11 protein-coding genes and 1 pseudogene are annotated in these 13,732 nt (G+C 40.7%); 5 read left to right on the forward strand and 7 right to left on the reverse strand.

What is annotated here, in order from left to right:
- Nucleotides 1–257, forward strand: a pseudogene (locus ACIQ7N_RS21565) (chemotaxis protein); the annotation flags it as partial.
- A gap of 310 nt (nucleotides 258–567) precedes the next feature.
- Here ACIQ7N_RS21565 and ACIQ7N_RS21570 read toward each other — a convergent pair.
- Complete coding sequence (locus tag ACIQ7N_RS21570; protein ID WP_402936083.1) at nucleotides 568–1,962, reverse strand: alanine/glycine:cation symporter family protein; 1,395 nt, start codon at nucleotides 1,960–1,962, stop codon at nucleotides 568–570.
- Between the two features lie 574 nt (nucleotides 1,963–2,536).
- Here ACIQ7N_RS21570 and ACIQ7N_RS21575 point away from each other — a divergent pair.
- The 4 genes from ACIQ7N_RS21575 to ACIQ7N_RS21590 all read left to right on the forward strand — a co-directional run bounded on the left by ACIQ7N_RS21575 (nucleotide 2,537) and on the right by ACIQ7N_RS21590 (nucleotide 4,881).
- Complete coding sequence (locus ACIQ7N_RS21575) at nucleotides 2,537–3,232, forward strand: aspartate/glutamate racemase family protein (RefSeq protein ID WP_402936085.1); 696 nt, start codon at nucleotides 2,537–2,539, stop codon at nucleotides 3,230–3,232.
- A 5-nt stretch (nucleotides 3,233–3,237) separates the two neighbouring features.
- The gene (locus ACIQ7N_RS21580; protein WP_402936087.1) at nucleotides 3,238–4,293 is read left to right on the forward strand and encodes a DmpA family aminopeptidase; all 1,056 of its coding nucleotides are present in this window, start codon (nucleotides 3,238–3,240) and stop codon (nucleotides 4,291–4,293) included.
- Nucleotides 4,271–4,480, forward strand: a complete 210-nt coding sequence (locus ACIQ7N_RS21585) for a hypothetical protein (RefSeq protein ID WP_402936089.1) — start codon at nucleotides 4,271–4,273, stop codon at nucleotides 4,478–4,480. Before ACIQ7N_RS21580 ends, ACIQ7N_RS21585 begins: the two co-directional genes overlap by 23 nt.
- A 149-nt stretch (nucleotides 4,481–4,629) precedes the next feature.
- Complete coding sequence (locus ACIQ7N_RS21590) at nucleotides 4,630–4,881, forward strand: M15 family metallopeptidase (protein ID WP_402936091.1); 252 nt, start codon at nucleotides 4,630–4,632, stop codon at nucleotides 4,879–4,881.
- A gap of 214 nt (nucleotides 4,882–5,095) precedes the next feature.
- On the opposite strand, the gene ACIQ7N_RS21595 is transcribed toward ACIQ7N_RS21590, so the two are convergent.
- The 6 genes from ACIQ7N_RS21595 to rfbF all read right to left on the reverse strand — a co-directional run bounded on the left by ACIQ7N_RS21595 (nucleotide 5,096) and on the right by rfbF (nucleotide 12,985).
- Nucleotides 5,096–6,619: a glycosyltransferase family 2 protein gene (locus ACIQ7N_RS21595; RefSeq protein WP_402936093.1), complete on the reverse strand. Its 1,524-nt coding sequence runs from the start codon at nucleotides 6,617–6,619 to the stop codon at nucleotides 5,096–5,098.
- Between the two features lie 468 nt (nucleotides 6,620–7,087).
- Nucleotides 7,088–7,960, reverse strand: coding sequence for a glycosyltransferase family 2 protein (locus ACIQ7N_RS21600; RefSeq protein WP_402936095.1), 873 nt, complete (start codon nucleotides 7,958–7,960; stop codon nucleotides 7,088–7,090).
- 17 nt (nucleotides 7,961–7,977) lie between these two features.
- On the reverse strand, nucleotides 7,978–9,321 hold the full coding sequence (locus ACIQ7N_RS21605) for a glycosyltransferase family 2 protein (protein WP_402936097.1): 1,344 nt from the start codon (nucleotides 9,319–9,321) through the stop codon (nucleotides 7,978–7,980).
- A gap of 20 nt (nucleotides 9,322–9,341) precedes the next feature.
- Nucleotides 9,342–10,424 carry an NAD-dependent epimerase/dehydratase family protein gene (locus tag ACIQ7N_RS21610; RefSeq protein WP_402936099.1) on the reverse strand — a complete coding sequence of 361 codons (1,083 nt, stop codon included), beginning with the start codon at nucleotides 10,422–10,424 and terminating at the stop codon, nucleotides 9,342–9,344.
- A gap of 56 nt (nucleotides 10,425–10,480) precedes the next feature.
- Nucleotides 10,481–11,719 carry a UDP-glucose dehydrogenase family protein gene (locus ACIQ7N_RS21615; RefSeq protein WP_402936101.1) on the reverse strand — a complete coding sequence of 413 codons (1,239 nt, stop codon included), beginning with the start codon at nucleotides 11,717–11,719 and terminating at the stop codon, nucleotides 10,481–10,483.
- Between the two features lie 483 nt (nucleotides 11,720–12,202).
- Nucleotides 12,203–12,985, reverse strand: coding sequence for a glucose-1-phosphate cytidylyltransferase (gene rfbF / locus ACIQ7N_RS21620; RefSeq protein ID WP_402936103.1), 783 nt, complete (start codon nucleotides 12,983–12,985; stop codon nucleotides 12,203–12,205).
- Nucleotides 12,986–13,732 lie beyond the last annotated feature (747 nt).

Raw genomic sequence — 13,732 nt, forward strand, 5'->3', positions numbered from 1 at the left:
CGAGTATGGATAAAATTACTCCTAAAATGGAAGAGGTATCTTCTGCATCTGAACAAATGTCAGCAAGTGTACAAGAGGTGACAGCTGTTACGGAGGATTTAGCATTCTCTGCACAGGGAAATGCAGCTGCTTCAGAGGACGTTGCAGCGTCTACAGAGGAACAATTAGCTTCAATGGAAGAAATTAATGCTTCTGCACAAGCTCTTGCGCATATGGCTGATGAGCTAAAGCAGCTAATTAGTCAATTTAAATATTAACATCTTTAGCGAAATGTCTTGTGTAACGTAAGAAACGACAGTTACAGAAGTCTCCCACCTAAATATGTGGTGAGATGTATGCGAGGATGTCCAAACACCCGCTGAAATAAAGGAACTCAGGCTAAAAAACTTCACAACCTGTGAAAATGCCTGAGTGACCACCTCGGTGCTGCTGCTGCTGTTACGCTTTCGCGCAAAAAACATTTGCAGGCCTAAGCACAATGCCAATTCTGGAAGGCATTATACCGAGACATAATTGATTCCATAAAAAAACGTCATTCCCCAACAGAGGAATGGCGTTTTTCAATAATTATCGATCTTCTTCCCAGCAATCAGTATTTTTCAATGTTGGGATTGATTTTGCATAAAATACAGGGTTTTTGCCGTTTTTCTTTTGTTTTGTAAAGTCGTCTAACACGAGGAAGGCAATTTTACCAAGTAATATAATGATTGTAATATTGATGATAGCCATTAGTCCCATGAACAGATCAGCTAAGTTCCAAACTAGCTGTACCTGTGCAAGAGAACCAAACATCACCATAACAAGAACTAAAATACGGTAGCCAAACATCCAGCCTTTATGCGCATTCATAAACTCAATATTAGATTCACCGTAATAGTAATTTCCTACGATGGAGCTAAAGGCAAAGAAAATAATAGCAATAGCGATAAAGTAAGGAGCCCATGAACCTACATGTACAGCTAAGGAATTTTGTGTAAGAATAATTCCATTGCTTTCACCTGTATTATATAGACCCGCTAAAATAATGATAAACGCTGTTGCAGAACAAATCATAATTGTATCAAAGAATACACCTAAGCTTTGCACTAATCCTTGTTTTGCAGGGTGTGACGTATTTGCTGTAGCTGCGGCATTAGGTACACTACCCATACCGGCTTCATTTGAAAATAAACCACGGCGTACGCCCTGCATAATAGCAGTTCCGATTGCTCCACCAGCTGCTTCTTTAAGACCAAACGCTTCTGTGAAAATCAGCTTGAAAACGGCAGGTATTTCAGACAGATTTGTCACAACAACAAAAAGGGCTACAGCTAAATAGAAAACTGCCATCACGGGTACAAGTACTTGCGTAACTTTTACAATTCTATGTACGCCACCAAAAATAATCATGGCCGTTAACACAACTAACATAATACCAATGATATAAGGTTTAATATGGAATGCCTCACCAACAGAAGTTGCAATCGTGTTCGATTGTACAGCATTAAAAATAAAGCCAAAGCTTAACGTTAAAAGAATACTAAAAATAATCCCTAATTTTCGTTGGCCTAATGCTTTTTCCATATAATAGGCTGGTCCACCACGGAACGTATCGCCATCCTTTACTTTGTACACCTGTGCAAGCGTACTTTCAATAAAGGCAGTCGCCATTCCTAATATGGCGATGATCCACATCCAAAATACTGCTCCTGGTCCACCTACTCCGATTGCTAATGCAACGCCTGTAATATTCCCAGTACCTACACGCGAGGCTGCGCTAATCGTGAATGCTTGGAACGGAGAAACACCTGACTCTCCATCTCTTTTTTCCACTATTAAACGAAACATTTCAGGGAAAAGTCGAATTTGAACAAACTTTGTGCCAAAGGAAAAATAAAACCCTGCAGCTAATAATAGTGTGATAATGAAATATGTCCATAAAATACTATTAGTCTCATTTACAATATTCGATATCCATTCCATTTTGTTTACCTCCAATCTCAATACGCTTCAGTTTACACTGTTTTTTTGTAATATATCCACTTTTTGAAAATACTGAATTTTAGAAAACGATTTTATTGCTAAATATTTTTCCAATAGTTGAAATATCTAGTTCAAATGCAAGTGCAGTGAAGGACTTACTTATACTTAGAATAGATATTGTGATGAACCATCTGTAGAAGCTTTACTGTGAGAAAATAATATAATGATGTAAAAGAAAAATGCATATTGTAATAAAAGGAGGTTACGTATGACGTTTTCTGCTGATGGATATGGTGATTAGGATAGTTGCAGGAATTGTCACTTTTTTATTTCTAAGTTTTCATCTATCGTTGTATTGATCATTTCTGATTTAATGGGTTTTGTGTATGCTATTAGCATTGATTTGAAGGATGGTATTTACTTTTTTATTAGTATAAATGTTGTTGTTGCTTCTATACCCATCTTATTAATTAGATATTGGCTATTTTGAAAAGAGAGGTTTAAAAACTTTTTGAAAATTTCCTTATTTGAGATAGAATGATTATATAGTAGTAAAATTAAAGGAGGAGTATGCGTGAAAACAATTGGTATGATTGGCGGTATGAGCTGGGAGTCTTCTGCAGAGTATTATCGCCTGATGAATGAAGAGGTAAAGCGACAATTAGGAGGCTTGCATTCAGCAAAATGTATTTTATATAGTGTAGATTTTCAAGAAATTGAGCATTATCAAGCTGAGGGAGCGTGGGAAAAGGCAGGGCAAGTTCTTGCAGAGGCAGCGCAATCTCTGGAGAGTGCAGGGGCAGATTTTATTGTTATTTGTACAAATACAATGCACAAGGTTATTGATATCATAACGGCAAAAATCACCATTCCAATTTTACATATAGCTGATGCGACAGCAAATCAAATAGAAAAAGCTAGTTTACAGAAAGTGGCCCTTCTTGGAACAAAGTACACGATGGAGCAAGATTTCTATCGAGCTAGAATAGAGGGATTTGGCATTGAAGTGCTTGTTCCGCTAGCTGAGGAGCGCACTGAAGTCAATCGTATCATCTATGAAGAATTATGCTTGGGTCGAATTGAACAAGCGTCGAAGGACTATTATTTACAGGTGATAGAGAATCTTGTGCAATCAGGCGCACAAGGCATTATTTTAGGTTGTACAGAGATTGGATTACTTATTAAACAAGAAGATGTGAACGTACCTATTTTTGATACAACAGTTTTACATGCACAGGCTGCTGTAAATATGGCGATGCATAAGGAATGACTAATATGCCAAAAAAAGTACGAGAAATGGGGATCGTCGTTGGCGCATTATCAACTGGTGAGAAAAATTGTATTACGGATGTAGCTGGCGTGCGTGTAGGGCATGTGACACTTGATGAGAAAATGAATCAAGACGGCGCCTATGCTTGTACAGGAGTAACTGCGATTTTACCGCATGAAGGCAATTTGTTTCAGCAAAAGGTTACTGCTGCAAGCTATGTCATAAATGGCTTTGGTAAAACGACAGGGCTCGTGCAGGTAAATGAGCTTGGGGTTATTGAATCACCCATTATGCTAACGAATACATTTGGCGTTCCAGCTGTAACACAGGGAACGCTACAGTTTATGCTAGATACGAATAGTGAAATAGGACTTTCAACAGGAACTATTAATATCGTAGTTGGGGAATGTAATGATAGTTATTTAAATTCCATTCGGGAATGTCCAATTACACCTGAGCATGCTTTGGAAGCGATTCGCAAGGCATCCACTGAAACTGCAGAGGAAGGGGCAGTTGGTGCTGGGAAAGGAATGATGTGCTTTGGCTATAAAGGTGGGATTGGCTCATCTTCTCGAATTGTGACACATGGGTCAACGAACTATATGGTAGGCTGTATGGTCCTCAGTAATTTCGGGCAAAGCTCTGACTTTTTAGCACACCACTATGTTGCTACTAGCGGTCAAAGCGAATCGACAATATCTCCATCAGATGGCTCCATTATCATCGTACTAGCCACAGATGCCCCACTTAGTAATCGTCAACTGACACGTGTTATTAAACGCTGTGGCATTGGTCTTGGACGTACAGGCAGTCACTTTTCACATGGTAGTGGGGATATAGTCATTGGCTTTACAACAGCACACCGTATCGCTCATCAATCAGATGAGCTTGTCGAAACACGTACACAACTACGTGAGGATCATCCTATTATGAATCAATTATTTGCAGCAGCTGCAGAAGCAACCGAGGAAGCCATTTTAAATTCACTTTCACAGGCACAGACTACAATTGGTCGAAATGGACATAAAGTGGAAGCTTATGAATTTGAACTTTATGAATGATGGGATGTCATTAGATGAAATGGTAGAGCATATTAACTTTAGCCCGTTACTACCGATTGATAAACAACTGCAAAATATCTTTAATTTTTCATTGCGTCAGGACACAATAGATAATCGTAGTTCGATTTACTTCTATGCAAAACTTCCGAACGGAATTATTCGAGTAAAACAATTCTTTCATGATTGAGTTTTTCTTTTATTTATGCAGATACAAATCTAGTTAAACAAGGTAATCCTTTTACCATTAATAATAGAGTAGGTTTCGTATTTAACTGAGCAAGAGGTTGAAAGAGAAATGCGAAAGTATGTGCGTTTCCAAGCATTGATCATGGTCATTTGGCTTCTTATTTAACAGGCGGGGCGATTGATGAAACACTAGGAGATTTAGATGGCAATGCTTTAAATTTAGGTACAGCGTTTGATGAAATAAGTGAAAAATCTGCGACACGCTATTTTGAACAGCATCCAGAGGGGAAAAAGGGAGGCGTGGAAGCATCGACGTTATTTAACTGTATGACGTTGGCTGGGTTTACGAATTATGCAGTGGAATGGTGGCATTACGATATTAATAATTGGAAAGGCGTTTAGATGCACAAGTTATTAGTGCAGATATTGAAGGCATTAAAAAGAGGTACTATTATGGTACCCCCACTAACGAAACTACACCCACTGGAATTAGCGCGATTGCTGTTGTTGTTTCTCAGTAGATTCAGGATCATTCTTTAAATTAGATAAACGTACGTCATTCGGTAATAATTGTGTGAACTTGGCAAGTTCCTAATCGTGCGGAAATGTATATGCCTCAGAGATTTTTTAAAGCAGCTGACAAGTTTTGACCTAACAAGATATAAGCTTCAGCGTCAGGTATTTCAGTGTTTTGTGAAGTATAGATAAACTCATCAAACGCACGGTTAAGATCGCCCTTCATTATCCAACGAACCGTATTTGTAAAAATAGCTACTAAGTCGCCACTGATATTTTGGAGTAAAGGATACTTTGTGAGTAGATTGGCAATTTGCGAGTCAATATTCAATTTTTTTGACGACAAAGGTCGTTTCTTTTTGATGTCTAAAAAAAGCAACAGTAGCTGGTCATCCGGCTTTACGGCAAGATACGCCATGATTTCTATTTCTGTTAACGAGGGATCATCTACATTGCGAGTTTTATACCAAGATTGAAAACGTTCAATAATGCTATTGTAGTCTTTTCGTAGAACATATGGGATCATATCAGGAATTTCCAATAGTAAATACTTCAGCGTTTCTTTTTTTATAAATTGAGATAAGTGTGGATAGATGGCCATTAGTATTTCAACGGTCATTTCAGCGCTGTTAAAGGCTTGATATTTTTTTTGTCCAACAAGCCAGTTTGTAACTGGAGTGCGCAGTAAATCCAACTCCTCATCAGGAAAAGCGATTTGTTGGAACAGTTCCTTGGTTTTTTTGTGGGTTAATACATCATACAGGCTTTGCAGTTTTGCATATTGTGTCAAGGTTTCCTTAAGTATAACGCCTATCGTGTCGTATATTCCGTTATAGTAGACAACATGAAGAAACTGCTCGTTCTGCAGGCTGATGGCTCCGCACTTTTCAATCAGAAACGCGCGTGTTGTATCGTCAAGTATACGGTCGCATGTAATACGACTAGCGTCTAACTGATGCGAAGAAGAATGTGGATTCATATAGTATTTATGTAATGAGTCTGCGAGGATACCGACACGGCTGGCATTACGAAAATTTTCAATTGTAAACAGTGTATCTGCACCGTAGTGCAAACTTGGTATACGTGAAAAATTAAACCTGCGTAAAACCGACACCTTGTAAAGTTTGCACCATACTGTCCTCATAAACTGATGATAATCAGTAAAATATGTGTTAAACATTTCTGGTGTATCTAATATGAGGTTTTGACCCAATCTGCGAACAGCAATTAGATCCTTGGTTGTTTCATCGATAAAATCATGTCCACAAGCGGCAACGTCGAGATTGTGATTTGATATAAATCGTCCCATATTCGTCAAGAAGTTCGTTTTATATTCATCGTCTGCATCGAGAAAACAGAAATAATCGCTTTCATCGTAATTCTCAATTATTTCTGTCCAACTATGCCCTTTTTCATGAACATGATTCTGCTTGTTTCTAAGCGCAATAATACGCGAATCTTTGGAAGCATATTGTTTGATGATTTCGCCCGTTCCATCTGTCGAAGCATTATCTAATAAATACCAAACCCAATTCTGGTCAGTCTGGGCAATAACGCTTTCAATCGCGCGCGCCATCGTTTTTTCCGCATTATAAGCGTATGTGTAGAAAATACACTTTTTCAAGCAACATCATCCCCTAAGCATATAGAAATATTTTTATAAATTCACGTTTTTTTCATCTCCTATAGATTATGTGCGTTTATACAGAATGTTTCTTTGTACATTAAGAAGGGCTTCTTGTAGTTACCACAAATGCGTGTGCAATTTGAATCGGCCAGCGTACAGGCGTCAGTTATATCAATTTGGAAAATTCGCATATCTTTTGGCGACCCGCTTTTTATCTTTATTCAGCGGAAGACTTCCACCTCTATAGGTGGTGAGATGAATGCGATTTTGGTACCTTTTCAGTGGGTGTCCAAACACCTACTGAAATAGAGAAACTCAGTCTAAGAACGCCACGTCCTGTGGCAACGACTGAGTGAAGCATCTTGTTGGCCCAAAGACTCCGGCGGATGTCACGGATTTTCAAAGGAATGAATTGTGCTGGCACAATTCAAAAATCCGGACGCAATTACGCCTTGGCGTAGTTGATTACTCTCCCTGATTAACTAGGTAATTTATCATATACTCTAGTTGCTTTTCAAAGCCCGTTAAGCTATTTGATTTAATGTTCTCACACATACGTTGCATAAAAGCGAACAAAGATTTTTCAATATCTTCAACAATTTCCGGTGCACGTTTGGAGAGGTATTCTGCCCGTGTTTGATACATCGCCAAATACTCATCAAGCAACTCCGGCGTCATCTGCTTGTTATGTATAAACGCCGTCATGTTGGACGAGTGCTTCCTAAAATAATACATCGGCATATTCCACACAGCTATTCGCCCTGCTCGCTCAAATACCTTGTAGATAACGTGAATGTCGTCCACCAGTACATTGTCCGGGAATGACAGTCCCGTCCACAAACTGCGCCGAAAGATCTTGGGCGGTGGCGCGGCGTTGTAAAGGCGACGTTTTAATAACTCTCTTAATCCCTGTAATCGATCAAAAACGAACCGATCATTGCAAATGAAGTACGGCTCCAGCCTATCCCCGAAATCGTTATAGCTACCACACATAGCAATGTCGGCATTCTCTTCACGTGCAAGATCGGCGAGAAACGAGAGCATCGATGGCTCGCATCGATCGTCGTCATCCACAAATACAACATATTCGCCTGTAGCGGCAGCAAGACCGCTGTTGCGTCCAGACGATGCACCGTTGTTTTGCGAAATTGTTAATAGTTTCACTCGCGCATCCGCTTCTGCGTAAGTGGTACAGAGTTCCGCTGTACCGTCTGTTGAACCATTGTTGACTAGAATTAGCTCATAATCACCGAATGTCTGATTCCGCAAGGAGTCCAGCATGGCTGGCAAGTACTGCTCACGGTTGTATGTAAGCAAAATAACGCTAATAAACGGCATAGACACCTCTCCAAATGTTAGAATTCGACGAAAAGCAAATCGCTTTCATCAATACCAAGCGCGATAAACTGTCTCCTGAGTTCCTCTCTCACATTTTGATATCCGGATACAATCAGGATTGTGATTGGCTTGTCACCAGCAATTTTCTTTACAGCGGCAGGGAGGTAAACAGGAATTCCATCAGCTAACATTCCATTTTTTTGTACATCGTTGTCAAAAAAACCAGAAAAAGAAAGGTTGCTTGCCTCAAAAGCAGTTTTTAAATATAAACCAATATGGCCCGTTGGAGCAATATATATATGTCCCTTCTTTGTTAAAACTTTCCTGGCCATTTGCTCAATTATGTTAAAGTATTGTACTCGTAAACTGGCAAGGCCCACTACAGTGCCCTCTGATAATAGTGTATCAATTACAGAACAGCCGTAGTCTTTCGAGCTCGTGTCCGTATCTTCCAAATTTTTTTGCTCCAAGTATCTATCTATCTCGGCGGCGCTTTCGGTTAGTTGTTCATTGCTTACGGTGCATAATGCAGCAATGAGTTGGTAACGAAATTGTTCCATATAGACGCGGACAAAACCTCGCTCTTGTTCCGTTTTTGCCACACAGCGCATCAACAACGTCAGGGAGTGCAACAGTTTGCAGCACTCCGAGACAGCCTTGGGTGGGGGTATTCTCGAAATTGATGAAGAACGGACACGGTATAAGTAAACCAACATGTCAACATAGTGTACCGAGTGAGCCGAGAGCAAAGTACGGATAGATACGTAGACATCATGGTAAATATTCGCTGGCGTCTTTAAACTTTTTATGGACGCATTATAATACTCCCGTAATTTTCGTGAAAAAATCAGTCGCCACGTTGCTATATTAAATGGCTGTACTTTGGTTAGGTATTCAAGAGCTTGATCCTTATCTCGCCCGTTAATACGTTCAGTTTGATAAGATGTGTCAGTAAAATTAATGATACTTTCCTCTAAAACAGTACTGAACCGCCCGAAAAGCACATCGGGAGCATTGTTTCGTAAAATATTTGCTATTTCGCCATATGCGCCCGGAGCTAACATATCGTCACCATCTATATAATGTATATATTGCCCACACGCTTTTTGGGTGCCGTATATGACCGCCCTGCCGAAGATCGACTCACCGGTCAGCGCGTAATATCGTATCTGTTTATTATGCTTTGCGTATTCTCTACAAATGGCATCACTTCCGTCAGTAGAATTGTTATTAACCAAAACGATTTCATAATCATCAAAGGGCTGAATAATGATGCTGTCCAAACACGCACCAATATAACGCTCTAGATTGTATACACTTACGATAAAGCTTACAAGCGGTCTCTGCCCAGACATTTGCATATTTACACCTCTTTTATGATCTATTTTTCATTATTCCCGTTCATTTCTAAATATCTCAAATACCGTTCTATTCCAGTACGCGTATCTACGGTCGGCGTGTAAGCCAGTACTGTTTTTATTTTGCTTAAATCCGGACAGCGGCGCTGTGGGCTGTCTGTATTGTAATGTTTGTCTGTATGCTCACTAAATATGATGCTCCCGTTATACCCGAAGAGGGAATTCCCAACGGAACGATATAGCTCCGCTAATTCCAAAATCGTCATTTCTTCCGTGTCGTTACCGATATTAAAGATGTCGTATCGCGCGTACAACGCGCATTTTAGCGACGCGAGCGTCGTATCCGAAGTATAACAGAAGGTACGAGTCGCTTTACCGTCGCTGTACAAGACAATTGGTTCATTCTGCAAAATATTCATCGCAAAATCCGCTGGGGCGCGTTTATCATTTGAATGTAGTCCGGGTCCGAAGCTATTGAACGGCCGTAACACCGTCACCGGGAAGGCTTTCTGATAATGAAAATTATAACAGAGCGTTTCGGCGTACCGTTTTGATTCATCATAGCAGGAGCGTGGTCCGGAGCTGTTAACGTTGCCCCAATAGCTTTCTGGCGTTGGCACCATTTTTGGTTCAGGATCGCCATAAACCTCGCTGGTGGAGTAAAACAACAAATTGAAAATGCCTCTGCCACTGTAAAAGTCAAGCAGGCGCCGTAGCCCGACAACGTCGGCGTCCATCGTTTCGATTGGATGCAATCTGTAGTATACAGGAGACGCCAGTGACGCCATATGAAAAATAAGGTCCGCGTCGCCGGCAAACGAAAAATCCTCCCGAATGACATCGCCCTCGCGCACCGTAAACAGGGGGTGGCTTTCTATTGCGTGGACCCACTTGGGCTTTCCGAAAATATAATTATCAAGCACGTATATGTGTTTTACACCAAGTATCTGCCCATAGTGGGCAAAAAACTGCACCAGCATAAATCCAAGGGAGCCAGCAAAGCCCGTTATAAATATTTTCCTTCCTGTTAAAGCGCTGCGCTCGTACTCTGTTAAGCCATCCATGATGCGCCGCAAGTCCTCTAGTAAAATTCTATTATCCGACATATTGTTCACCATTCCTTATCTATACCAAATGTTTTGCCACGTCAGTCCAATTAAACTTAATTTTCTAAGAAATACCTGCAATCGACGAAGTGTGTATCTGGAAAGGTCTTATCAATTTCTTTAAATTCTTCCCAAGCGGTCACAAGTGCGACCGTGCGGCAAGTTTTGCACACTTCGTGCGCCGATTCGCAATAAGTAATGGGAAGTCTGTACATGTTTTGAAATTTCTGCATAGCGAGTGGGTCATAGGTATAAATATTAACATAACCGTCACGTATCAATGTTTTGATGATCTTCACCGCTGGGCTGTCGCGGACGTCATCAGAGCCTGGTTTGAACGACAGACCGAGTATACCGATTTTCTCAGTTTTTTTGCCTGCCGCACGAGCAATTTTTCGAGCAGTCAGATCTGGCATTTCGTTATTAAGAGAAATTACATTTTCAAGTATTCGCGGCGTGAATCCTCGGCTTAGTGCGACAGCGTCAAGGGCTGCTGTGTCTTTCGGCAGGCAATACCCACCGTAACCACAGCCGGGATATATGTAGCTGCTAATTTCAGCGCCGGCAAACCGGCTGTCCTCATGCAGAATGCGAAACGCCCTTGCCGTTTCGATACCGCCAACTGCATCTGCTAGTAGAGCCATCTCATTTGAGTAGCTGATTAGTGCTGCAAGCAAGGAGTTTGATAAATATTTAATAAACTCAGCCGTATTAGGCTCTACAAAATGAAGTGGCGCGCCAAACGGCATATAGAGCTCCGCCAGCATACTTTTTGCTATATCGTCAGTCACGCCGCAGACAATTCTGTCAGCGTTTATAAAATCCTCCCAGCAGCTACCCTCGCGCAAAAACTCCGGGTTTACCACAACCGGATTGTTTGCTCCCTTTGCACGGACATGCGGCGTGACTCGTTCGCTAAGCGTTCCCGGTGGAACCGTGGATTTTACGACAAGCACACAGTCTGGGGAGACTGTTTCAAGAACGCTGTCAATTGCAAATAGCAAATGTTCCAAATCCGCGCTACCGTCAGGCAGACTCGGCGTTCCAACGCAGAAAAAACAGATGTCGCTCTTATACGCCGCTTCTATTGCACTGTTCACTAAGATGAATGCTGTTCCGAGATTCCGCGCGAGCGCGTCGTCCAATCCTGGCTCAAAAAAAGGGACTTTTCCGCCGGATATCACTGCACAGTGCTCTTTGTTAATGTCATATCCGTACACAGAAAAACCTTTGTCCGCAAAACCGAGCGCAGTGGTCAGTCCGACAAATCCAAGTCCAAACACGGCAATACGCATTTTTTTCCTCCTATCCCACATACAATATGGTGTCATAGCACATATAATTATTCTGAATACCGAGTATTGTCCTCGGTAATTTAGAAATTTCTTCTAGATTTTGGTATATGTAAATTGTAAGTTTTGGTTTACCTTGCTTAATTATTTCTGTGGAACCATGTAGCGTCTTTAATATCCATTTTAATGAAAGGTGGCAATACACTGTATTCCTTATCTTCAAAATAATAGTCAAGCAAATACCAGAACGTGGTATTCCTCTATGCTAGATATGCTGTAAATAAGTGACGATTCCGCAAAGTTGTTGCATTATGAGTAAAAAGTAATTCGTTTTCTGAATTCTATAATCCCTTTAGTACCAGTGTGACATTCTAGTTGGCGGACAGCCGCTTTGCTAAAGTTATCCATATCCAGTTCATAACCATATATACGGTATCCTCTGCTGGTTTAGACTATTTCCGCACTATCACCGAAAAGATTGATGATTTAATCCACCCACACTTTCCACTTCGCATTGCCACTCGCCCAATCCGCTTCAAGTACCCCTTTATCCCGAGCCGTATCCATGCAGGACCAGAATTTGTTATGCTTATAGACACCTAGCTTGCCATCCGCGCTCATGCGCTCAAGCGGCTCACGCTCAAAAATCGTTGAATCTCCATCTATATAATCAAAGACTTCTGGTTCCATCACCATGAACCCTGCGTTTATCCAAACACCATCTTCTTGCGCCTTTTCATGAAACCCAGTTATTGTTCCGTCAAGGTCGTTGATGTTAAGCATGCCAAATCGTCCACCTGGTTGAATCGCGGATAATGTGGCAATCTTTCCTGAATTTTCGTGCGTCTGTACGAGTTTTGTTAAATTAATGTCACTGACTCCGTCGCCGTAAGTCATCATAAACCGCTCATTGCCGATATAGGGTGCAATGCGCTTAATACGTCCACCAGTTTGTGTGTGCAACCCCGTATCAACAACGGTAACTTTCCATGGCTCCGCAACGTTTGCATGTACAATCATCTTGTTCTCGGCTGTAAAGTCAAATGTCATATCGCTGCGGTGTATGTAATAGTTGGCAAAGTATTCTTTAATCATATGTCCCTTGTAACCGCAACAAATTATGAATTCATTGAAGCCATAATGAGAGTAAATCTTCATAATATGCCATAAAATCGGTGCATCGCCGATCTCTATCATCGGCTTAGGTCGTAAATGCGATTCTTCACTTATGCGAGTACCAAAACCTCCCGCGAGAATTACTACTTTCATACGAACCTCCATTCCAGCCTTGGGTCTAAAAGACCGAAAGCAAATATTGTTTTGTTCCTCTTTAAATGCATGATCATTCAGTTAATTAATGCTCCCTTATACTTTAGTTTGAAGAGAGTTTTTTATATTCGTCACTGAGGTATTGACGAATGTTATGACTGCGAATAGAAGCCTGTGCCCAAAAGGGAAAGGTTCTTGGTGATGCCAACGACAAACGTTACAAAAGTTTGAATGTGGTCACAGGTCAGTGTGGAACACAGAAAATCGTGACTTGTTTTTATTCTTGGAATAATACGGGGAACTTGTTTGAGTGGTACTATGCCTCTTATTGTCTGTCGAAAAATTAAACATAATGCCACATTTCATAGAAAAGCCATATTAGAAAAGGGAAAGTTTTAAAGTTTACAGATTATCTGGTTATCTCCTTATTCCCCGATGAAATATAATATGTCGATGAATATGCTGGGATGAGGTTTTGGTGAAAAGTTTAAGTATCCTTAAATTATCGTTGTGAAAAATTATACATTTTAGAATATGATATGCAATTCAATCGTATGTCGAAAAACTAAAATCTGGGTCAGATTTTAGCTTCGTTTATAAGGGCATGAATCGTTTCAATCCTTTTTTCGTACATGAAACAATGACGAATGGTTTGAACCCTCGCTTTCTCCAAAAATCGATGTCTCATATGTCTATGGTTTTGTTCAATGAAATTATTGCGATGTTTGATGGTACAGTGTTGGTTCT

Origin of the sequence: Lysinibacillus sp. NPDC095746, from assembly GCF_044763535.1 — a bacterium.
In the GTDB taxonomy this organism is placed as follows: domain Bacteria; phylum Bacillota; class Bacilli; order Bacillales_A; family Planococcaceae; genus Lysinibacillus.